Genomic DNA, 20,408 nt, shown 5'->3' on the forward strand with positions numbered 1-20,408 from the left:
AATTAAATCTGGCGCGTGCTCGTCAGCAAATAGCCTAGCCCCACTGGTTTACTCTTTTGACAATTAATCCACCCTGCCTAACCCCCCTTAGTAAGGGGAGTAGGGGGTGGGACAAGATTCCGATCAAAGTCAACCCCTACTCCCCAACAATCAGGGGGATTTAGGGGGATCGAGATATGTGCAACTTCACATTAAATTGATATGAGATCGGGATTGCCGAATATATTGCGGATTGGTACACTTGTACAGTAAGTAGTACAAATGTCAAGTAGATGAATATTGTTTCTTTTAGCGAAGCGAGAAATAACCTCAAGGCTGTTTTAGACAGAGTAGGGGAAGATACGGACTATACCATCATCACTAGACGGGATGCGGAGGATGCCGTGGTGATGTCGCTAGAGTTCTTTAATAGTTTGCTGGAAACAGTTCATTTACTCCAATCTCCCGCCAATGCTGCCCATTTGGAGCGTTCTATTGCTCATTTTAAGCAGGGGAAAGTGGTGGAGCGAAATTTGTTGGATGACTAGAAAGTTAGCATGGACGGATGACGCTTGGGGCGATTATTTATATTGGCAAGGGCAAGATAAGAAAAAGTTCAAACGAATTAACAAGCTAATTGAGGCAACAATCCGATTCCCGTTTGAGGGGATCGGAAAGCCAGAACCACTGAGGGAGAATCTGGCGGGAGCATCTCACATTTGTAAAAATACTTCTCCTGGCTCCTTCCTTCTGCCTCTTGCCTCAAAACTCCAATTTCTAGCTTGGCTGCAAAAGTGAGATGCTTCCTATTTAGGAGCACTTATTCAGGCATAGAAACTGGCTGAACGTATTGAGAATTAGCCCGCACATAACAGCCTTGTCTTGTCAGCAACCAGGGTTGACCGTTCGCCATCGTAATCGCATTTGCTCCCCTGAGTTCAGCAGCAATTGTATCTCTATCCGCGCGGTAAACTTGTTGAATTGCTCCGTTTGCGGTCTGGCGGCAGTTGAGTTGTCCATCTCGCGAGGTGACTCGCCAAGCAGGCCAAGTTACAAAACCATTTGTTGGACTCGACCAAGTATTAGCATTACTAGAAGTATAGTCGCCCCTTGCATTAGGACGCGGTAAAGATTCGACTAAATTTACTTTAAATGTCTGGCCAATTGAAGGACAATTTTCTCCTGCTTTCACCTTCCAAGTAACTTCGGCTCCCAATTGGCTGCTTCTTCCAACTTGACGCCTGACAATGGCAATATCCCCAGAACAAACAATTTTTCTGCCAGGGCCCGTCGCACTGTCTTTGAAAGTCCCATTGTAATAGTAAGAGCCTGCTGCTCCTTGGGAACGGGTAATTTGAATATTGCCCAAAAATTCCCGATTCCCTACTTTGGTCAAGTAAAAACCGCTGCGATTGTTTCCTTTTTCTGACAAGTTTAAAGTAGTTTTACCGTTAGGATTAATATAAGTGGTAGCGCTAGCAGCAGCGCACCAAATCAATGACACAACTCCTGTGGATAACAAAATGGAAAGTTTTTTCACAGCAACACCTTGTATGATATGAATCTCTACTTTATTTGTAGCTGTTGGTGAACATATTTGACCAGTCGCTCAAATGAGTGTCACTCATTTGAGCGACATTCTAACGACATACGGGCCTTCCCCCATGATTACCACTACAAATTGGGCAACCACGGGGGATTGGCACTACTGCGTAATTCCTAAACATCAACTCTGCATAACTTCACCTTACTTCAGCTTGCTTCAGCTCTCTTCACTTGTATGCACCTGCATCACCATGCCTGCAAGCTTCCACTTCTGACTCATTGCAGGTTCCAATAATTAGCAGCAGAATAAATTTATATACGTAAGTAAGGGAGTTCCAATCACCGCTAAATACTGTAGATTTTACGGGTACTTCCCGGTGAGTCAAGTTGGGATTCCAAACACTAGGGCGATGTTTACAGATAGCAGATTTCACATCTAAGAAGGTTTGTAAAGAAATGTAAAAGCTCCTGAAAGCCAATTGCTGTGACAGAAAGTACGGTTTCTAAGCTGAGTAGGTAAAAAAAGTCGTCTTGATTAAGCGCAAAAATGAACTTGACAAACACAAATTAATTTGCTCGCAACTTAACTCATTGTTGAAGGGAGAATAAATTATGGCTGACGGTCAATTAGGAGTTATATTAAAGATGGCTCAAACAATTAATCCTCAAATTGAGAGCGATCGACACTTTGAAATAGACTTGGCAAAATTGCGCCAACTGCCAGCAGGAACATTAGGGTGCGAAGTGGCGCGATTTCTAGACGAACAAGGCTTTGAGCCGATCGCATCGGGAGACTGGATTGGTGCGAAACCACGACGTGTGGCACGTTCTGACTGGTCTTTCAGCTTCAACAGAAGATGAATTGGTACTTCAAGCGTTTACTCGCGCTCAAGTATTTCGTCCTTCTTGTGCGATTTTAGTGTTAGTTGGACCCATCGGCGGGTTAAGTTGCGCGATCGGACAAACTATCAAAGGCTTAAAACACGGAAAATTAGCCACTCAGTTAATTAATTGGGACGTTGCATCTGATTGGGAAAATCCTTTATCTGAAGTTCGAGAAAAACTCGAAATTCTACCCTTAATTGATTAGATTTTAACTCGTTACCTGATTGCAAAAGTATGCAAAGCAAAAGTTACAAACCGGAAATTAGCCTGAGCCCACGCGAAAGAGCGATCGCGCAATTAGTAGCCCAAGGCCTGCCCAACAAATGTATTGCCAAAAATTTAAATATCAGTCACTGGACGGTTGCTACTTACGTGAGGCGGATTTTTATCAAACTCGGTGTTTGTTCCAGAACTGCGATGATTGCACTGCTGATCCAAGAAAATTTGCTCTGGGACTGATCGATAAGTCAATACGCTTCAGTTAAGCCCGATCCCCCCTAGCCAAGGGCGGACACTCTTGGCACCGCCCCTAGGTCGGGGGGGACAAGAACTTACTCTTGCGTCCCCTTTCTTAAGGGGGATGCGAGGGGGATTTCCGAGGAATAAACAGTTTTAACCCAAGCGTATTGATCAATAAGTAGGGTGCGTCAGATATTAAGAACGGGCAAGATGCCCGTTCCACAAGAACATTGAATTTTTGTGGAACGGGCATCTTGCCCGTTCTTATGTGCAAGCGTTAATTTTTTTCTATGCTACAGCCAAAGAAGGAGAAGAATTTCTCAGAAAACTCAGCAATTCTCGATTCACCGTTTGCGGCGCTTCCTGCTGAATCCAGTGACCGCAGTGAGGAACTAATTTCAACTTAAACGGAGCCGTAATTAATCTGTCTAAACCTTCTACAAGTTTGTGGCTCAAAAACGCATCTTCTTCTCCCCAAAGCACCAAAGTAGGCACTGTCACAGGTTCTAATTTCTGCCCCAAATTCCAAAGCCTCTGCGGGTGAAACATCTGCCGGTAATAATTGATAGCGGCGGCTAATACTCCCGGCTTTTCTAAAGCAGTCTGATAAATCTTAGTTTCCTCAGCGCTAAAAGATCCTTTGCGAACAGCTTGTCCTTGGAAAACATTGTGAACAAAATCTTTCAAGTTTTGCCGGATCAACCATTCGGGAATGCCGGGAACCTGAAACGCCAAAACGTACCAACTGCGGCGGATTTGATCTAAATTGCTCGCCATTTCCTGCACGAATCGCTGCGGGTGCGGAGCGTTTAAAATTGCCAAGCGGTTGAGTTGTTCGGGGAATTTTTGAGCTAAGTGCCACGCAATCGCCCCTCCCCAATCATGACCTACAACGTGAGCTTTTGTATAACCGAGGCTCGAAATCAAACCGCGAATATCCGCGCTCAGCGTATCTAAATCATAGCCGCTTTCCGGCTTGTCGGAATCGTTGTAGCCCCGCAAATCCGGCACTACCACCTTGAAATGACGCGCTAAGGCAGGGATTTGATGACGCCAAGAGTACCAAAACTCTGGAAACCCATGCAGGAGGAGAACGAGCTCGCCTTCTCCTTGAGAAACGCAGTGCAGGCGGATGTTATTGGTTTCCACAAAGATGTGTTGCTGTTCGGAATCGAAAGAATTCATAGTTGGAAAGTTAGACTTATTTTCGGGAAGTACAGAACCCGCCGACTGGTAGCAGGCTAAAACGTCCCAATGGTGTTAATTTTTCTACTTTTATTGTAGCTGCTTTTCGATCCCCGTCGGTGCAATCTAATGAAACTTAAAACTTGTAGGGTTTTGGGGTGTCCGGTGTTTTAGGTGTAACTACTGAGTTGAAGTTTCTCACCTTAAATGTATTGTTTTAACAGCGGCGCAGGCGATTCAATAATAGCACAATTTCGTCCGTTGCCGATCGCATTTTTGCAGTCGATAGGTCAGATTGATTGACGATAATGCTAAACACCAGCGGTTCGTAATTCGGAACTTCGATATATCCCGACAGCGCCGAAACTCCGCTCATAGTTCCGGTTTTTGCTTGCAAAATTACGCGATTTGGTGTAACATTAAAGCGATTTTTCAAAGTGCCCTTCTCGCCAGGGATCGGCAGTGACTGGCGGTAAATAGATGCAGCAGGTGAATTGGCCATAAGTCTCAAAGTTTGCACCAAGGCTTCTGGAGTAATTAAATTGTGCCGAGACAAGCCGGAACCGTCGGCTAATCTGTAGCTGTTTGGATTTACTCCTAATTGAGTTAAAACTGTTTTTAACTCTTTCAAACCCATTTCACCTGTATCCTCTTGTGGCACAGGCATCTTGTCTGTGAGTGTTTGTGGCAGGGGCATCTTGTCTGTAACTTTCCCCAACAATCTCAATAAAACTTCTGCATAAAGATTGTTGCTTACTCGATTAGTTTCTCTCACCAATTCCGCCAGCGGTGGCGATTCAACAGTCGCTAATTCTTGATTTAAATTGCGAGAAGCCGATGCAACTAAAGCCTGTTTAACAGGAATTCCCTCAGCCGCCAGGGCTTGTTGAAAATACTGCAAAAAATTATTAGCGGGGTTGACAACTGCGACATAAGCTGATTCAGGTTCTGCACCAACTTTCAACTGTCCGCCCACTCGAATTATAGGTCGATCGAACTCCCGGCCAATTTCAATAAACTCGGATTCGTTTTGGGCGACTGTTACTGAATTGTTCTGAAGTTGCCACTGATTTGCCAGCTTTGCTTCGACAAAAGTAACTTTCAGAGGTTGCCCCAGAGCCTGTGGGGACAAGAGAAGGTCGATCGCGTTTTGATTGAAAATTAAACTGTTAATCGGCGCTCCGTAGCCAGCTTGCGCGTCTTCCCATTCCCAATTCGGATTGACTGCACTGCCTTGAAAATAGCTGTCATCGCCAATCAACTGGTTAACTTGACTGATTCCCCGCTGCTTCAACTGCTGCGCTAAAGATTTCAACTGAGCTTCTGCAATGCTCGGATCTCCCCTGCCGGCCACGTACAAACTCCCATTTTCGCCGCTGTAAACCGATGTCTTAATCCGAAAATCTGCACCGAGTTTCTGTAAAGCAGCGGCTGTAGTTAGCAGCTTGGCATTTGATGCTGGAATAAAATATTTCTGGGCGTCGCGGCTGTAGAGAGTAGTAGTAGAAGATAGAGGTTGAATCAAAATGCCCCAGCGCGATCGGCTAAATTCGGGACGGTTGGCGATCGCATCTACTTGCGCCCCCAATTCCCCCGGACAAATATCCCCAGCAACCGCCGACGTTTGAGCAGCAACCGCCGACGGACGCCCCAGAATTAGGACGAACAAACTAAGCGCAATTCCTTGGATTTTCACAGTGCCAGTTCCTTAACAATAACTATTAAAATTAGATGCGCCAAAGCTTGGAAGTTTCACCGAATCAAGTCAATATTAATAATAATAACGCGCATGAATTCTCGGATTGAACAGCGCCTCTACAGGTTTTCCCTCTTTGAGGTGCTCTTCCACAATCAAGGGTACATCACTCGGTTTAACTCGACAATACCAAATTTCGTCCGGGGTAACTCGTACAGTCGGGCCAGTGGTGCACTGTCCCTGACAACTACAGGCCTCCACTTTCACCCCTGCAACTTGTTGAGCTTCAAAAGCAGCTAGCACTGCTGCTGAACCATTTTTCAGGCAAGATTGATACTGGCAAACCAATACACAGCGCGCTTCTGGTTGGGAGTCTGGTTTTCGGGCTGGAGATTCTGGCATTCGTAAGGATTTATCCGCTCTTTAATATATCTTAACAATCTTTTGACATCCTCACCGGCCTGAAGGCGCGGTGATTCCCTACCAGTCGAACAGAGTTAACTGTTCGTACTTTAGACGGGTTGACAGTTCATCGGGAACTGCCTCAATTGAGGTCTTACACTCCCTCCCTGCCCATTTTGAGTCGTGGATATGCCCTACCCCGACTTGTTCTATATTTTTTGAGGCGTTGTCGTCTCTGTCGTGAAGAGTGCCGCAATTCATACAGACAATTTCTCTCACCGAAAGGTCTAACTTGCCCCAGCGGTAACCACAATCCGAACAAACTTGGCTGGTTGGTTCCCATCTGCTGATGACAACAAACTCACGTCCAACTTTCTCCGACTTAGACTCACACATTGTTCTGAATTCCCGCCATCCAGCGGAGCAGATTGCTCTGGATAATTTGCGGTTCTTCAGGAGTCCGGAGACGTTTAAATCTTCTAGGGCGATAACTTGGTTCTCGTTTATCACCTTAGTCGATAGTTTATGCAGAAAGTCCTTGCGGATATCTCGCAGTTTTGCTTTGAGTTTCGCCACCTTCAATCGCATCCGTTCACGCCGCTTTGATGTTTTAGAGCGTCGTGATAACTTGCGTTGAGAGCGTCGAATTTTACGGTCTAACTTTGAGTAGCTGGGGCTTGCCACTCGCTCTCCCGTGCTGAGCGCCGCAAAAATTTTTATGCCCAAATCAATACCCACTGCTGGGTTAGAAGCTAGCTTGGTTTCGGGCTGCACCTCAACAACAAAACTAAGGAAGTAGCGCCCTGCGGTGTCTTTAATAACGGTGACTGAACTTGGTTCAGACGGCAGAGGTCGCGACCATTTAGTCTTAATACACCCAATTTTGGCTAAGAAAACCTTGGCAGCTTTGATGCTAAATCCCCCTTTTCGGAAACGGGCTGACTGTCTGTTTGTCCGCTGCTTAAATTTAGGGGGATTAACCTTTTTGCCTTTTCTTTTTCCCTTAATAGATGCGAAAAAGTTGTTCCAAGCTACACCTAAATCAGCAATAGATTGCTGTAATGGGATATTAGAAACCTCGCTCAACCACTCACGCTCTTGGGTCTTTTTGGCTTGAGTAATGCATATTTTTTGCAAATCTCCATTGCTAGGTAGTTTCTCCGATTTCTTACACAGTGCCAGAGCGTCGTTCCATACGACTCTCACACAACCTTCATAGCCTTGCCAGGTCTTTGCGTTGTTGCTCGGATGGATAAATTCGGTACTGGTAGCGTGATTTCATGCTAGTATTGTACACCATATATCCGTACAAACTCATGAAAAAACGATTAGATTTTAGGCTCGAAGACTTTGAATTAGAGATACTTGAAAAATATTGTGTGGCGGTTGGCAGAACTAAGTCTGATGTTCTTAGAGAGTTAATTAGGAATTTGAAAACCAAGAAAAAGCCGTCCTAGAAGGACGGGGCTTGAATCCCATTAATTTTGGTCAGACCGATCGCTCGCCGGAGTCCGGCAAAGGGCAGAATTTTATAGTGCGATCGAAAAAAACAGCAAAATTATGGCATTCAAGCTTTTTCCTTCCTTCTACTTTCTAACGAATCCCTTCAGCAGAGCTGCCTTTCTTCAGTCTGTGCCGCCCTTTCCCTATATGATCGATTTAGAGCAACAACTCAATCAACCCCTAATCATGCCAAAAACAGTAGCCGATGTAATGAGCCGCGACCCGATTTTGGCGCGACCCGAAATGCCCTTGAACGAAGCGATTAAAATTTTAGCCGATCGACGCATTAGCGGTCTTCCCGTCGTAGATGAGAATGACTTGTTGGTAGGAGTCATCTCCGAAACCGACTTGATGTGGCGGGAAACCGGCGTAACTCCGCCCGCTTATATCATGGTGCTCGATAGCGTGATTTATTTGGAAAATCCATCTCGTTACGAGCGAGAACTCCACAAGGCTTTAGGACAAACAGTAGGAGAAGCGATGAGTAAAGAACCCGTTACCATCGGGCCAGATCAATCTGTCCAAGAAGCTGCCAAACTGATGCACGATCGCAGCATCCACCGATTGCCGGTGCTTGATACTGCGGGCAAAGTAATCGGCATCCTCACTAGGGGAGATATTATTCGCTCGATGGCTGCCGAATCTTAAATTAACTGTTGCAGTTCCAGGAGTGTATCAGAAAATGAGTCGATCACTCCTTAAATCTCGCTTGCTTTTGGCAATTACCAATTACCAAATCTAAAATCTAAAATCTAAAATCTCAAATCCGATGAGCATTACCCCTGAGTCTGTCGAACAATTGCTGAATTCCGAGGATTTTGGCGAAAGACTGCGAGCAGTCAACCAACTGCGACAACTAGAACCCGCGAGCGCCTATAAACTAATTCAAATTGCGATCGGCGACAAAAACGTCCGGGTTCGCTACGCAGCAGTCAGCCAATTATCAACCCTCGGCACGGAGAATCTGCCGAACGCTTTAGAGGTACTGCGAAACAGCCTGAACAACGACCCCGAACCCGACGTGCAAGCAGCAGCAGCCGATGCTTTGGGCGCATTGAAATTAACCGATGCTTTAGAAGATTTGCAGCAAGTTTATAGCAGTACCTCTGAATGGCTGGTGCAACTGAGCATCGTCGCGGCTTTGGGAGAAATGGGAGATCCAAAAGCCTTTCCGATGTTAGAAAATGCCCTGAATTCTGAAAACGAATTGATCCAAACCATTGCCATCAGCGCATTAGGTGAATTGGGAGATAAACGGGCGCTGCCGCTGCTGCTTCCCTACGCTTCCAATGCAGATTGGCAGATCCGTTACAGAGTAGCTCAAGCTTTGGGGCGGTTGGGCGGTGCAGAAGCACAGACAGCTTTGGAAATTCTCGCCAAAGATGAGGTTGAGCAAGTTGCTCAGGAGGCTAAAGCCGGACAAGAAAATAGTTTGAAATCTTGAGATTGCTTTCGTTCGCGAACAAGCCTGCGCGGTTGTGAATTTTGAATTAATTTAGAATTTTTTGTGAAGATTCTACTAAAAACTCTGTTCGCGATCGCACACAGAATTCAGAAACCCGGTTTCTTCCTATATTTGTCGTTCCTCTCTGCAAAACTCGTAGAAACCGGGTTTCTAGCCAGCCGCCAGCGGGCTGGGTGCGTAGCGTAAACCATACTAATCAGGAAAAATCTCAAATCTAAAATCTCAAATCTAAAATTGTATTGATGCCACGGGCGATCGCACATTCCTTTGAAACTCTCCTTAAATTCGAGCGTACTCTTCCATTTTCCAATCATAGCCAGCCTCTTGACATCCCCACTTTGAGAACAGCTATAATCAAAATAGATAAAGCAGCGGCAGGAATTAATACAATTATTGAATTGTGTCCAGCCAGCTAGCGATCGGGGAAACTATCGTTAAGACGGTAAGCCATCTACCAGCAAAGCCAAGTCTTAAAACTATTGATCATCCCCATGCTTGAACAACTACAAAATTCAGGTTCTCAGTCCTCGGACATTTTAACAGGAGAGCGCTCTGCCTCTCAACTCGCACCAACTTCAACCACCAATCAAAACTTTATTTATAGAGTTTTAGAACTTACCAACATTGAACGCAGCAAATTAAATTTGTCCGCGCTAACCTTAAATACTCAGTTACTAAATGCTGCGGAAAATCACAGCCAAAACATGGCACTGCAAGACTTCTTTTCGCATACAGGCAAAGATGGTTCGTCATTCACCAGTCGCATTACTACAACGGGCTATCAATTCTCAGCAGCAGCAGAAAACATCGCTGCGGGTTCTTCTACACCCGAACAAGTTGTATCATCTTGGATGAACAGCAGTGGCCACCGGGCTAATATTCTTAACCCCAATCTCAAAGAAATTGGGATTGGTTACTATTTCTTAGCCGACGATACAGGCACAGAAAATTTCAATCACTATTGGACGCAAGTTTTTGCGACTTCTCTTGACGGTAGTGTCAATCCCGCACCGACACCGACACCGACACCGACACCAACTCCCACACCAACTCCCACACCAAACACTATATCTATTACTTCGCCAATACCCAATGCTACAGGGGACGGCAGCCCGACACAATCACCCAAAAATACAGCCAGCGACGGCAATTATTTCCTCTCAGATAGTGCCGATACTCAAATACCGACAAATGCTGCGGGATTGCCAATTTTTGCCCTTTCCGGCAAAGACAATATCACGGGGGGAGAAGGTGCTGATAGCATTAATGGAATGCAAGGTGCGGATACAATTAATGGCGCAGGTGGCAATGACAGCTTATCGGGTGGCAAAGAATCTGATGTAATTGATGGCGGTGTTGGTAATGATTTTATCAGCGGCAACAACGATAACGATCGACTAATCGGATCTGACGGTAACGATACTATTCGCGGCGGCAAAGAAGATGATGTCTTGATTGGCGGTAACGGATCTGATTTGTTGGCGGGCGATCGCGGGCAAGATATTCTGACGGGCGGCGACGGAAATGATACGTTTATCTTGGCAGGAGGTTTGTCTGCTTCGGCTACTTTAATTAGTGCCGATGTAATTGTCGATTTGGGGGCTGGGGATAAAATTGGTTTGACTGACGGTATCGGGTTTGCAAACTTGACTTTTGAAGCTGTGAGTTTGCAGTTGGATGGAGGCGCAAGCGTCGCTTCTACGGCGATTAAGTCTGGTAGTAATTATTTGGGAATCGTGCAGGGTGTAAGTGAAAGTCAGCTTACGGCGATCGTTTTTGTGAATGGGTAACGGGGAATCGGTAGTGTAAAATTTCACTTATGCAGCTTGTAAGGTGCGTCAGTTGGTAGGGATTGGATGGGTAGCCCAGATTGTCGAAGCTGACGCACCCTACTACTTCAGTTGTTATAGCAATTCTCCAAAATCTTGCTACAAACTGCATGATTACTAAGAGGATTTTGTATGAAAAAAGTAGCCGTGTTTGGCAACGCTGGAGGCGGTAAATCAACTCTCAGCAAGAGATTATCAGAAATCACTGGTTTGCCACTTTACGCCTTGGATAAGATTAAATATCAATCTGGGGGCGCTGAGGTTCCAAATGAAGAATATAAGCGTACCCATGAGAAAATTTTGCCTACTGACCGATGGATTATAGACGGTTTTGGTTGCATGGAAACCGTCTGGGTTCGACTCAACGAGGCAGATACTCTGGTTTTTGTCGATCTGCCCCTATACGTGCATTTCTGGTGGGTGACTAAACGGCTGATTACAGGTAAGTTTATACCGCCAGAAGGCTGGCCCCAAAAGAGTCCGATCTTGAAGAGTTCAATTAATAGTTACCGCGTTCTTTGGTTGTGTCACAAGTATTTGACTCCCAGATATCGCGAGTATGTCGATCGCGCTCAAAATACCAAAAGTGTTTATCACATCAGATCCACTGAAGAGATTTCACAATTTTTTGCATCGATATCGCAAATGACAGTTGACGGTTGACAGTTGACAGTTGGCAGTTGTTAATGACTAATGACTAATGACTGCTGACTGCTGACTGCTGACTACTGACTACTGACTAATTGATGCCACAGCCGATCGCAAATTGCCTTGAAACTCGCCCAAAATTCGATCGCACTCTTCCTTCTCCAAATTAGTCCAGTGCATCATCAAAGCTAACTTAACCGACTTGCCGCTTTTTTCGAGCAAAAAACCCGCCTCATCCCGGTTCAAATCAGTCAAATCCTGCAACATCCGCACAGCCCGATCGCGCAATTTCTTATTAGTAACCGCCACGTCAACCATCCGATTGCCGTAAACCTTCCCCAGCTTCACCATTACCCCAGTCGAAATGATATTTAAAGCCATTTTTGTGACTGTACCGGCTTTCAAGCGCGTCGAACCCGCCACTACCTCCGGGCCAACCAACAACCGAATATCAACATCAGCCTCAAAATTCACTTGTTCGACGGGTACGCAAGCCATAAACACAGTCTTCGCCCCCCGCTGGCGCGCCGCCTGCAAAGCGCCCGCCACAAACGGCGTCGTACCCCCAGCCGTAATCCCGACAACCACATCTAAGTTGGTAATTTGACGGTGGGCGATCGCCTCAGCCCCATCCTCAGCCCGATCCTCCAAATCCTCCGAACTCCGCACCAAAGCCCCCGCACCCCCGGCAATTATGCCCTGTACGAGTTCTGGCGGCGTGCAGAAGGTGGGGGGACACTCGGCGGCATCCAGCACCCCCAAACGCCCGGAAGTACCCGCACCGACGTAAAACAGGCGGCCTCCTTGACGCAGAGACTCGGCTGCAATGTCGATCGCTTGGGCTAACTCTTCGCGGGCACGGGCGATCGCGCTTAAGGTTTGGGCGTCTTCCCGGTTGAACAAGTCCACTAATTCGATCGAACTGAGTTGGTCTAAATTCTCGCTGTTGGTATTCACCTGTTCAGTCAGCAGATGGCCCCGTTCTTCCAAATTCTTCATGTTTTTTTATTAGTCATTAGTCATTGGTCATTAGTCATTGGTCATTAGTCAACAGTCAACAGTCATTAGGTGTACACAATAGGGTACGCATTGCCGGCCCGCTGGTTAGCTTGGTGAAGTCGTGACTCAAAAGCTCGAAATTTGCGCTTGCGGGCGATCGGCTAAATCTACTTCCGACAGAGAGGCAATTACCCATTACCCATTACCAATAACTGCTGACTAATGACTAATGGCTATTACAAAAGTCCTTCGAGTCGGCGGCGAATAGAATCCAGTTCGTTTTGGGAAACCTCAGAATCCGGATCGGAATCGGGTTCGGACTCCGGCTGCCACTGAGTCTGTGTTACATTGTTTTCTGGCGGAATCTCCAGCGCCCCCGCCGGTATCAGTTCCCAATCATAATCAACACTGTTACAGAACTCCTTAATTTCCTCATCGTCGATCGCCTCGACAGTGGGCTCGGGGAAATCCTGAGCTTCCAACATCACGCCAAAGCGGGTGGCGTCGTCTTCTGACTCAAACATCAGAACTTTATTGCGATCGCCGAGTTGAATGGTATGAATTCCCTCGTTCTCGGTGCGGGCATTGAAGAGTAAGACGAACACTCGCATAAGTTTTAAAGACCTTCTTAACCACCGTTTTTTTATCTTAGGAGCGATCGGGCGATTTTAGATTTTAGATTTTAGATTTTAGATTTTAGATTTTAGATTTGACCCCTGATCTTGCACGCGCGGGGATCGAGAGGATTTAGGGGAGTTGGAGGACTTGGTATTAGGTCTTGTTGCGTGTTTTGATTAAGTTTGGTAAAGGTTCTTGGACTCTGCCCCGCAGTGGGGGGCGTGAATCTTGAAATTCGATCCTGTGCGTTGGCGTAGCCCCCGTAGGGGCGGGCAACGCTAACGCCCGATCGGCACTTCCTACCTCACTTGTGAGTCTACCAAAGGCAGAAGCCACCCAGGCGGATCGCAGAAATTATACCTGTCTAAAATCGGCTGATTCCCTTAATTCCTGAATTCTCTGATTTCTGAGAAACACCCATGACTAACTCCGACGATAACAAAAATCAACTCGCACCCCGTCCCCACCGCCGCTGGTGGCGTCTGCTGCTGCTTAGCGGTACGGGATTGACCATTCTCGGCTTGGTTGGGGTTGCCGTAGCACAGGCGTGGGTGCGGGAAAAGTTAGCTCCTTTGGTGGAAACTGAAGTCAGTCAGTTGCTGAAGCGGCCTGTGCAACTCGGACGTTTGGAGAGATTTTCTCTGAGAAGTTTGCGGTTTGGCCGATCGACTTTACCTGCAACTCCTACAGATCCCGATTACGCTTCTACAGAAGCAGTGGAAGTGCAATTTTCAATTTGGCCGCTGCTGTTCAACCGCACTCTCAAATTAGATATTACTTTAGTTAAACCCAACGCTTATATCGAACAGGATGCTCAAGGCCGCTGGGTTAATCTTCCCACTGCCGAGCGGAAATCTCCGGGTTTATTTAAAACTGAACTTGAGGCAATTCGAGCTGAAAATGCCGCCGCAGTTTTGGTGCCGAGTCCCGCAGTTGGACAGAAAACTTCGGCTCCTATTTCTGTGAATTTGAAAAATGGCAGTGCTCTATTTCGCGACCAAAATCAGCGCATTCTCTACGAACTAAACGGTCAGTTTACTAATAGCGATAATTTTATAGTAAAAGCAGATTCTCTGTTACCTGCTGCTCAAACTAACCTGCAGTTGCAAGGTCAAAATTTGCCTTTGCCCGACCTCGATCGCTTGCTGAAATTTCCCGGTATTTATTTACAAAAAGGTCTGGCTAACGGCAATTTGACCGTGCAATTGCGAGACAATAAAGTATCGGGAATTACCGGAACGGCTAGTTTTGGAGGAGTGCAAGCGAGTATTTCTCCCTTAAAACAAATTATACAAAATAGCAGCGGTCAGTTGCGGTTTCAGGGAACTAATTTTATTGTCGATAGTCTGGCGGCTAATTACGGTTTAATTCCGCTGAGAATAGCAGGAACAGTTGCAACAGGAACTAATTTTAATCTCCAACAAGCTAGCTTCAATCTGACAACGAACGTGCAACCAGTCGCTTTGGCAAGTGTTGTCAGTGCGGTGGAAACAGAGTTAGGGAAGAAAGTAGTATTACCCGTGGCTGTGGCGGGGGAAGTGAAGGCGGATGCCAAGCTGACTGGAACAGTTGCAATGCCGGTGCTGACTGGTACGATCGCCTCGACAAAACCCGCTACAGTCGATCGACTGCAATTAAACAATATTAGCACTAATTTCAAATTGGAACGGGGGAGAATGGCTCAAACCCCAACTCCCAATTCTCAATCTTCTATTCCCCCGTTTTCCTCTTTAGCTTTGACTTTGAGCGATATGTTGGTAGTGCCGGCGGCGGGTGGTAAAATTGGCGGGAAAGGTGAAGTTGATATCAGGTTGGGAAGTGAGAATTCGCGATCGGGTTTGGTGTTTGACTTCCAAGCTGAAAACGTGCCGGCAGATAATCTCGCCCAAATTTACGATCTCCCGCTTCCTGCTACTGTTAACATTGGCAGTGTGTCCGCAAAAGCTCAAATTTTCGGCCCGTTAGACAACATTCAAGCTAGAGTTCAATGGCAAGCACCGCAAGGGACTTTCCCCGCAGCGGGCTCCATTCGAGCTGGAGGAAATTCGGCGGATTTGCAAAATACGGTTGTGAAAATTGGCGACGCTTCTGTTAATGTGGATGCTGCGCTAAAAGACCGTCAATGGCAAGCTTTGATCGAGGGCAATGGCGTGGATCTCAACAGTTTGCAGCAAGTCCTGCCAGACCTTAATTTGCCTCCTGAACTAGCCGGTTTGTTCAGCGGAACCGCCGAAGCTGCGGGAACTCTGGACGATTTGAGTTTAAATGCGATCGCTGCGATGGGCAAAGGAAGGCTGAATATTGCTGACAGTATTGTTGATGTTGATGCCGAACTAGAATCGGGAAGGTGGCAAGTTTTTGGCAACACTGAAAAAGTTGCTGTCAATCAATTAATTGATATTGGCTTGCCGTTTTTAGCACGGGAAACGACCGCAAATCTAGACAATCTAAAATCCAAAGTCGAAAATCTAAAATCGTTAGGCGGGCAGCTAGCAGGTGAATTTCAAATCGCGGGCAATGTTGACAATTTGACTGCCGGCGGAATCAATGTTAATGCCAACGGTAGACTCAATTTTGCCGACAGCAATGTCAATTTACAAGGAGAATTAGTAGCGGGAAACTGGCAAGCAACAGCACAAACCGATCGCACTTCCATCAACCGCTTGGTAGATTTGACACTGCCGATTTTAGATGTGGCTTCAGCATTCAATCCCGAAAATCAGCAATCTGCCAATCTCAACAATCTAAAATCTAAAATCCAAAATCTAAAATCGATCGACGGACTGCTATCGAGTCAATTTACAGCATCGGGAAGTCTTGACAATTTGACTGCTAGCAGCATCAATGCCAGCGGCAGTGGCAGACTCAATCTTGCCGACAGTGATGTTAATTTTAAAGGAGAATTGGCAGAGGGAAATTGGCAGGGAACAGCAGAAACCGATCGCACTTCCATCAGCCGCTTGGTAGATTTAGGATTGCCGCTGTTAGATGTTGGCTTAGCTTTCACTGCTGACAATCCCCAAACAGTCGCCAACCTCAACAATCTAAAATCCAAAATCCAAAATCTAAAATCGATTGACGGACAAATATCCAATCAAATTCAAGCCAGCGGCAATCTTGATAATTCAACCGCCGCCGATATTTCTGTCAACAGCAGCGGCCAACTCAATATTGCCGACGGTACTCTTGCTTTTAGAGGTAAATTAGAAGACAGACGCTGGCAAGCTTTCGCCGATGCCGATCGAGTTATTCTCAGCCGCTTAGCACTAGATTTGGGAATACCTATTTTAGATGTAGCTTCAGCATTTAATCCCGGAAGTCAGCAAACTGCCAACATCAACAATCTAAAATCCAAAATCCAAAATCTAAAATCGATTGACGGCAGAGTTAACGGCGAATTCCAAGCAGCGGGTAGTTTGGATAACTTGACAGCCAAGGGAATTAGTGCTAGCGGAGAAGGAGTGATTTTGGTCGATCGACTCGGGGCGATCGATACTACGGCCAAATTAGAAAACGGCAACTTGCAAGCATTGCTGGAAACGAACGGAATTGCCGTCAGTAATTTAGAACAAACCCTCAAACAAACAGGTTTGCTGACAGCGGATTTACCGCCAGAAATTAACGGAACCCTCGACGGCCAAGTCCGCATTTTGGGAACAGTAGATAATCTAACTGCCAACGGCATCACCGCCAACGGCGACGGACAAATTCGACTCGCCAACGGCGGAGGAATTGTCAATGCTAAAGGCCGCGCTGAATCGGGGAATTGGCGCGCGTCAATCCAGGGCGAGCAAATTGCTCTAAGTCGCTTCCAGCAAGCCTTTGAGTCGCAGCGACAAAGCTTGCAAACCGGAGGTGTAGTCTCCGGTGCCCAAAATCTCCCCCAGCTTGCAGGACTGTTTAACGGCAATATCAATTTATCCGGGCCGATTGGGGCGGGCACGGGGGCACCGCCCCTACAAAATGTTCGCGCCGGCGGCAGTTTCCGCATCTCGGAATTGCCGTTTTTGAAACAACCTTTTGAGGCAGTATTTAATTGGGACGGCCAACGGGTGGAAATTGAGAACGCCACAACTCCCGGTTTGACAGCAAACGGCTTTGTTAACGTCGAACTCGAAGGTAAAGGAGTACCCTCAATTTCCAACTTAGATTTGGATGTAAAACTCGCCAACTTTAATCTGGAAGCTTTACCAGCAGAACAACTAGCATTTTTGAGACCAATTGGTCTCAAAAATCCTTCAGAGAATAATCTTCCCCTGCGCGGCAATGTAGATTTTACCGGCAGCCTCAGCGGCACCCTCAGCGCCCTCAGCTTAGTTGGCGACGTGGAAGTGCGGGATTTAGCAGTAAATCAAATCGCTTTTGATCCGGTACTGGCGGGGACTGTGAATGCGGATGCTGGGAAAAGTGTAGATTTGCGTTTGGCCGGCGCCAGCGACAAAATTGAAGTAGCTTTAAATCAATCTTTTCTGCCGACATCTTTCTTAATTCAACGCGGGGAATCTGTGGCTAGGGGCCAAACCGAGGGAGAAACTTTGCGAGTTAATTTAAGCGATTTTCCCCTCGCTGCTTTGAATCTATCACCGGGGAAAGAGGCGGGTTTGGGGCCGATAACTGGTACGGTTTCGGGACAAGTGAATGTGCCCGGTTGGAAGATGCCGTTAAATCCGGCGACTTTGCAAGCAAGCGGACAAATTGCGATCGCCCAACCGGCGATCGGCTACATTAAAGGTGACAGTTTCCAAGGCGAATTCAGCTACGCTAACGGCAGCGCCACTCTCACAAACGGCATATTCCGCCAAGGCAGCGGTCAATACTTAATTTCCGGCAATGTTCAAACAGGGCCAAACCCGCAATTTGCTGGGAAAGTTAACGTCCAGCAAGGCAATTTGCAGCAGGTTTTAACCGCTTTGCAATATTTCAATTTAGGCGACTTGGCGAGAGGCCTAAAACCTCCCGTTTACGGTGACAGTGGCGACGTGCAAACTGTGGCAGTGGGAGAACCAGAATCCCCGCTAATCGAACAGTTGCGCCGTTTGGCAGAAATTGAAATACTTTTGCAGCAGCAACAAGCCGTGGAAGCATCAGAAAAATTGCCTCCCTTATCCCAATTGCAAGGCACTTTTGGGGCGGAAATTGCTGTCGCCGGTTCTTTGCAAACTGGTGTGCAAGCTCAATTTAACGTCAAAGGTGATAACTGGCAGTGGGGAGAATATGTCGCTGAAACGTTCAGCCTTGAAGGCAGTTTTCAGGACGGAATCTTAACTGTTTTGCCTCTGGAAATTCGATCGGGCAAAAGTGCGATCGGCTTTTCGGGACAACTCGGGCAAAAAGCTCAATCCGGGCAGTTGCGGGTAGAAAATGTGCCCGTCGAAGAGTTAGCAAAACTGGTGGAATTGCCTTTTGTGGATGTCACAGGAAATTTGAATTTGCGGGCGAATTTGGCCGGCAGTTTGGAAAATCCGCAAGCCACCGGAGAATTGAGTTTGGTTGAGGGTACGCTAAACGGAGAACCGATTAAACAAGCCGACGGCAGTTTCAGTTATAGCAACGCCCGCCTGAATTTTGGCGGCAGCGCTTTGGTAACTCAAACCGAACCGATTGAAGTGCAGGGAAGTTTGCCTTTTGAGTTGCCGTTTGCAGCGGTGAAAGCTGATAGCAATCAAATTGATTTGAGGGCGAATTTGCAAAATGAAGGTTTAGCAATTATTAATGTATTGACTCCGCAAGTTGCGTGGGTCAGCGGCAAGGGACAGGTGCAAATTCGCGTGGGAGGAACGCTGGAAGACCCTGTAGCGCAAGGAATTGCGAATTTTGAAAATGCAACCGTCCGCGCGCAAGCCTTCCCAGAACCGCTGACAGGGCTGACTGGGACGGTGCGCTTTGAGGGCGATCGTATTCGGGTAGAGGGAATTCGGGGACAGTTGAGTCAGGGAGAAGTTGTCGCCGCTGGCGTGATTCCGCTGTCTGTGCCTTTTGCGGAGGGCGATGTCGATGCGGATAATCCTTTGGCTGTAAATTTAGACAAGTTGGCAGTGAACCTCAGAGGATTGTACAGCGGCGGCGTAGTCGGTCAAGTGCAGGCAAGGGGCACGGCTAGGCGTCCGCAGTTGAGCGGTAATATTGAACTGTATGACGGCGAAGTATTTCTCCGAAGTCCCGGCGGTGGCACAACTCAGTTAGCTTCTTCCTCTTCTGCTTCTGATTCTGATTCGACATCTTCTGCTTCTCCTGCGACTGAGGTTTCTGATTCCCCTACAACTGAAGTTTCTGCTTCTCCTGCGACTCCGACTTCCCCTTCCTTTGAAGTTGGATTGAACGATTTGCGGCTGAATTTGGGCCGGGGAATTCGGGTAACGAGTGCGCCGATATTGAGTTTTCAGGCGACTGGGGGCTTGACGGTGAATGGAACTTTAGATGACCTTCGCCCGGAGGGTACGATTCGGTTGACTTCCGGGTCTGTGAATTTGTTTACAACGCAGTTTAGACTCGATCGAGGATACCCGCAGACTGCTACCTTTGTACCAACACAAGGACTCGATCCGACGCTGGATGTGAGATTAGCAACTTCGGTGCAGGAAGTAACGCGGTTCCGCACTCCCGGCACATCTGTAGCCTCTGAAATAGCAGACGAACCGACAACTTTCGGCAGCGTGCGGAGTGTCCGCGTTCAAGCGTTAGTGCAGGGAAGGGCTTCTCAGTTGGGGGAAAATCTGGAGTTGAGGAGTTCTCCGAGTCGATCGGAAATAGAGATTGTAGCGCTATTAGGCGGCAGTTTCGTGGAGACTTTGGGACAGGGAGACAGTACACTGGCGATCGCAAATTTAGCCGGTGCGGGTTTATTGAACAACCTTCAATCTGCGGTTACAAACGCCACAGGATTGAGCGAATTTCGCTTATTTCCCACTCGAATTAGAGGCAACGAAGCACAAAGTGCTAGTTCCAGTTCAGGTGCGGGTTCTCTCGGTTTAGGTTTAGAAGTTGGGTTTGACATCACGCGCAATATTTCAGCATCAATCATTCGAGTTTTGTCAGCAAATCAACCGACTGAATTTACTGTGCGTTATCGATTGAGCGATAAACTTTTACTCAGAAGTTCCAGTAATTTTCAAGGAGATAACCGTGTCACTGCTGAATATGAATTGAGGTTTTAGGCATCAGCCAACAGCCAACAGCCAACAGTTACCAATTTCTA

The 20,408-nt window shown here is 47.0% G+C and carries 19 protein-coding genes; 10 read left to right on the forward strand and 9 right to left on the reverse strand.

Annotation, left to right across the window (positions count from 1 at the left end; translation table 11 throughout):
- The first annotated feature begins 272 nt into the window (after positions 1-272).
- Together QUB20_RS10860 and QUB20_RS10865 are read left to right on the forward strand one after the other, a co-directional pair.
- The gene (locus QUB20_RS10860) at positions 273-527 is read left to right on the forward strand and encodes a type II toxin-antitoxin system prevent-host-death family antitoxin (RefSeq protein WP_333248247.1); all 255 of its coding nucleotides are present in this window, start codon (positions 273-275) and stop codon (positions 525-527) included.
- Positions 520-777, forward strand: coding sequence for a Txe/YoeB family addiction module toxin (locus tag QUB20_RS10865; protein ID WP_333248250.1), 258 nt, complete (start codon positions 520-522; stop codon positions 775-777). Before QUB20_RS10860 ends, QUB20_RS10865 begins: the two co-directional genes overlap by 8 nt.
- Before the next feature lie 22 nt (positions 778-799).
- Here the strand turns inward: QUB20_RS10865 and QUB20_RS10870 are convergent, their stop codons facing one another.
- Entirely contained in the window at positions 800-1,483 is a 684-nt protein-coding gene (locus QUB20_RS10870; RefSeq protein ID WP_333291343.1) for a hypothetical protein, read from the reverse strand.
- Positions 1,484-2,136: 653 nt separating this feature from the next.
- Here QUB20_RS10870 and QUB20_RS10875 point away from each other — a divergent pair.
- From QUB20_RS10875 to QUB20_RS10885, 3 genes are read left to right on the forward strand one after another with little or no spacing between them, the layout of a single operon-like run.
- Entirely contained in the window at positions 2,137-2,385 is a 249-nt protein-coding gene (locus tag QUB20_RS10875) for a hypothetical protein (protein WP_333242322.1), read from the forward strand.
- Positions 2,327-2,614: a Coq4 family protein gene (locus QUB20_RS10880; protein ID WP_333242325.1), complete on the forward strand. Its 288-nt coding sequence runs from the start codon at positions 2,327-2,329 to the stop codon at positions 2,612-2,614. Before QUB20_RS10875 ends, QUB20_RS10880 begins: the two co-directional genes overlap by 59 nt.
- Before the next feature lie 29 nt (positions 2,615-2,643).
- Positions 2,644-2,868, forward strand: a complete 225-nt coding sequence (locus tag QUB20_RS10885; RefSeq protein WP_333036912.1) for a helix-turn-helix transcriptional regulator — start codon at positions 2,644-2,646, stop codon at positions 2,866-2,868.
- A 112-nt stretch (positions 2,869-2,980) separates the two neighbouring features.
- Here the strand turns inward: QUB20_RS10885 and QUB20_RS10890 are convergent, their stop codons facing one another.
- The 5 genes from QUB20_RS10890 to QUB20_RS10910 all read right to left on the reverse strand — a co-directional run bounded on the left by QUB20_RS10890 (position 2,981) and on the right by QUB20_RS10910 (position 7,357).
- Positions 2,981-3,121, reverse strand: a complete 141-nt coding sequence (locus tag QUB20_RS10890; RefSeq protein ID WP_333291345.1) for a hypothetical protein — start codon at positions 3,119-3,121, stop codon at positions 2,981-2,983.
- 35 nt (positions 3,122-3,156) lie between these two features.
- The gene (locus QUB20_RS10895) at positions 3,157-4,053 is read right to left on the reverse strand and encodes an alpha/beta hydrolase (protein ID WP_333248255.1); all 897 of its coding nucleotides are present in this window, start codon (positions 4,051-4,053) and stop codon (positions 3,157-3,159) included.
- 217 nt (positions 4,054-4,270) lie between these two features.
- Complete coding sequence (dacB, locus tag QUB20_RS10900; protein WP_333248257.1) at positions 4,271-5,749, reverse strand: D-alanyl-D-alanine carboxypeptidase/D-alanyl-D-alanine endopeptidase; 1,479 nt, start codon at positions 5,747-5,749, stop codon at positions 4,271-4,273.
- A 75-nt stretch (positions 5,750-5,824) separates the two neighbouring features.
- Positions 5,825-6,151 carry a (2Fe-2S) ferredoxin domain-containing protein gene (locus QUB20_RS10905; RefSeq protein WP_333140546.1) on the reverse strand — a complete coding sequence of 109 codons (327 nt, stop codon included), beginning with the start codon at positions 6,149-6,151 and terminating at the stop codon, positions 5,825-5,827.
- A 78-nt stretch (positions 6,152-6,229) separates the two neighbouring features.
- Positions 6,230-7,357, reverse strand: coding sequence for a transposase (locus QUB20_RS10910; protein ID WP_333248260.1), 1,128 nt, complete (start codon positions 7,355-7,357; stop codon positions 6,230-6,232).
- Between the two features lie 483 nt (positions 7,358-7,840).
- On the opposite strand from QUB20_RS10910, the gene QUB20_RS10915 reads away from it, so the two are divergent.
- Together QUB20_RS10915 and nblB are read left to right on the forward strand one after the other, a co-directional pair.
- A complete protein-coding gene (locus tag QUB20_RS10915) occupies positions 7,841-8,302 on the forward strand; it encodes a CBS domain-containing protein (RefSeq protein ID WP_333248306.1) in 462 nt (153 codons plus the stop codon).
- Between the two features lie 121 nt (positions 8,303-8,423).
- Positions 8,424-9,098: a phycobilisome degradation protein NblB gene (gene nblB / locus QUB20_RS10920; RefSeq protein ID WP_333248262.1), complete on the forward strand. Its 675-nt coding sequence runs from the start codon at positions 8,424-8,426 to the stop codon at positions 9,096-9,098.
- A gap of 107 nt (positions 9,099-9,205) precedes the next feature.
- Here nblB and QUB20_RS10925 read toward each other — a convergent pair whose 3' ends face one another.
- Entirely contained in the window at positions 9,206-9,433 is a 228-nt protein-coding gene (locus tag QUB20_RS10925; protein WP_333248264.1) for a hypothetical protein, read from the reverse strand.
- Positions 9,434-9,610: 177 nt separating this feature from the next.
- On the opposite strand from QUB20_RS10925, the gene QUB20_RS10930 reads away from it, so the two are divergent.
- Both QUB20_RS10930 and QUB20_RS10935 read left to right on the forward strand, forming a co-directional pair.
- Positions 9,611-10,909, forward strand: a complete 1,299-nt coding sequence (locus QUB20_RS10930; RefSeq protein WP_333248266.1) for a CAP domain-containing protein — start codon at positions 9,611-9,613, stop codon at positions 10,907-10,909.
- 171 nt (positions 10,910-11,080) lie between these two features.
- Positions 11,081-11,611 carry an adenylate kinase gene (locus tag QUB20_RS10935; RefSeq protein ID WP_333242350.1) on the forward strand — a complete coding sequence of 177 codons (531 nt, stop codon included), beginning with the start codon at positions 11,081-11,083 and terminating at the stop codon, positions 11,609-11,611.
- A 69-nt stretch (positions 11,612-11,680) separates the two neighbouring features.
- Here QUB20_RS10935 and murQ read toward each other — a convergent pair whose 3' ends face one another.
- Together murQ and QUB20_RS10945 are read right to left on the reverse strand one after the other, a co-directional pair.
- Complete coding sequence (murQ, locus tag QUB20_RS10940) at positions 11,681-12,595, reverse strand: N-acetylmuramic acid 6-phosphate etherase (protein ID WP_333248268.1); 915 nt, start codon at positions 12,593-12,595, stop codon at positions 11,681-11,683.
- 236 nt (positions 12,596-12,831) lie between these two features.
- Positions 12,832-13,206 carry a DUF3110 domain-containing protein gene (locus QUB20_RS10945; RefSeq protein ID WP_333056206.1) on the reverse strand — a complete coding sequence of 125 codons (375 nt, stop codon included), beginning with the start codon at positions 13,204-13,206 and terminating at the stop codon, positions 12,832-12,834.
- Positions 13,207-13,632: 426 nt separating this feature from the next.
- Here QUB20_RS10945 and QUB20_RS10950 point away from each other — a divergent pair, with 426 nt between their 5' ends.
- Positions 13,633-20,367: a translocation/assembly module TamB domain-containing protein gene (locus tag QUB20_RS10950; RefSeq protein ID WP_333248270.1), complete on the forward strand. Its 6,735-nt coding sequence runs from the start codon at positions 13,633-13,635 to the stop codon at positions 20,365-20,367.
- The last annotated feature ends 41 nt before the right edge of the window (positions 20,368-20,408 follow it).

Origin of the sequence: Microcoleus sp. B4-C2 (assembly GCF_036705265.1) — a bacterium.
Lineage (GTDB): Bacteria > Cyanobacteriota > Cyanobacteriia > Cyanobacteriales > Microcoleaceae > Microcoleus.

Excerpts from the sequence above, each read along its gene's own strand:
- QUB20_RS10935 (WP_333242350.1), top strand. The coding sequence starts at position 11,081 with ATGAAAAAAGTAGCCGTGTTTGGCAACGCTGGAGGCGGTAAATCAACT.
- QUB20_RS10865 (WP_333248250.1), top strand. The coding sequence starts at position 520 with ATGACTAGAAAGTTAGCATGGACGGATGACGCTTGGGGCGATTATTTA.
- QUB20_RS10895 (WP_333248255.1), bottom strand. The coding sequence starts at position 4,053 with ATGAATTCTTTCGATTCCGAACAGCAACACATCTTTGTGGAAACCAAT.
- QUB20_RS10950 (WP_333248270.1), top strand. The coding sequence starts at position 13,633 with ATGACTAACTCCGACGATAACAAAAATCAACTCGCACCCCGTCCCCAC.
- QUB20_RS10915 (WP_333248306.1), top strand. The coding sequence starts at position 7,841 with ATGCCAAAAACAGTAGCCGATGTAATGAGCCGCGACCCGATTTTGGCG.
- murQ (WP_333248268.1), bottom strand. The coding sequence starts at position 12,595 with ATGAAGAATTTGGAAGAACGGGGCCATCTGCTGACTGAACAGGTGAAT.
- QUB20_RS10875 (WP_333242322.1), top strand. The coding sequence starts at position 2,137 with ATGGCTGACGGTCAATTAGGAGTTATATTAAAGATGGCTCAAACAATT.
- QUB20_RS10945 (WP_333056206.1), bottom strand. The coding sequence starts at position 13,206 with ATGCGAGTGTTCGTCTTACTCTTCAATGCCCGCACCGAGAACGAGGGA.
- QUB20_RS10905 (WP_333140546.1), bottom strand. The coding sequence starts at position 6,151 with ATGCCAGAATCTCCAGCCCGAAAACCAGACTCCCAACCAGAAGCGCGC.
- QUB20_RS10925 (WP_333248264.1), bottom strand. The coding sequence starts at position 9,433 with ATGATTGGAAAATGGAAGAGTACGCTCGAATTTAAGGAGAGTTTCAAA.
- QUB20_RS10885 (WP_333036912.1), top strand. The coding sequence starts at position 2,644 with ATGCAAAGCAAAAGTTACAAACCGGAAATTAGCCTGAGCCCACGCGAA.
- QUB20_RS10930 (WP_333248266.1), top strand. The coding sequence starts at position 9,611 with ATGCTTGAACAACTACAAAATTCAGGTTCTCAGTCCTCGGACATTTTA.
- QUB20_RS10860 (WP_333248247.1), top strand. The coding sequence starts at position 273 with ATGAATATTGTTTCTTTTAGCGAAGCGAGAAATAACCTCAAGGCTGTT.
- QUB20_RS10890 (WP_333291345.1), bottom strand. The coding sequence starts at position 3,121 with ATGCCCGTTCCACAAAAATTCAATGTTCTTGTGGAACGGGCATCTTGC.
- nblB (WP_333248262.1), top strand. The coding sequence starts at position 8,424 with ATGAGCATTACCCCTGAGTCTGTCGAACAATTGCTGAATTCCGAGGAT.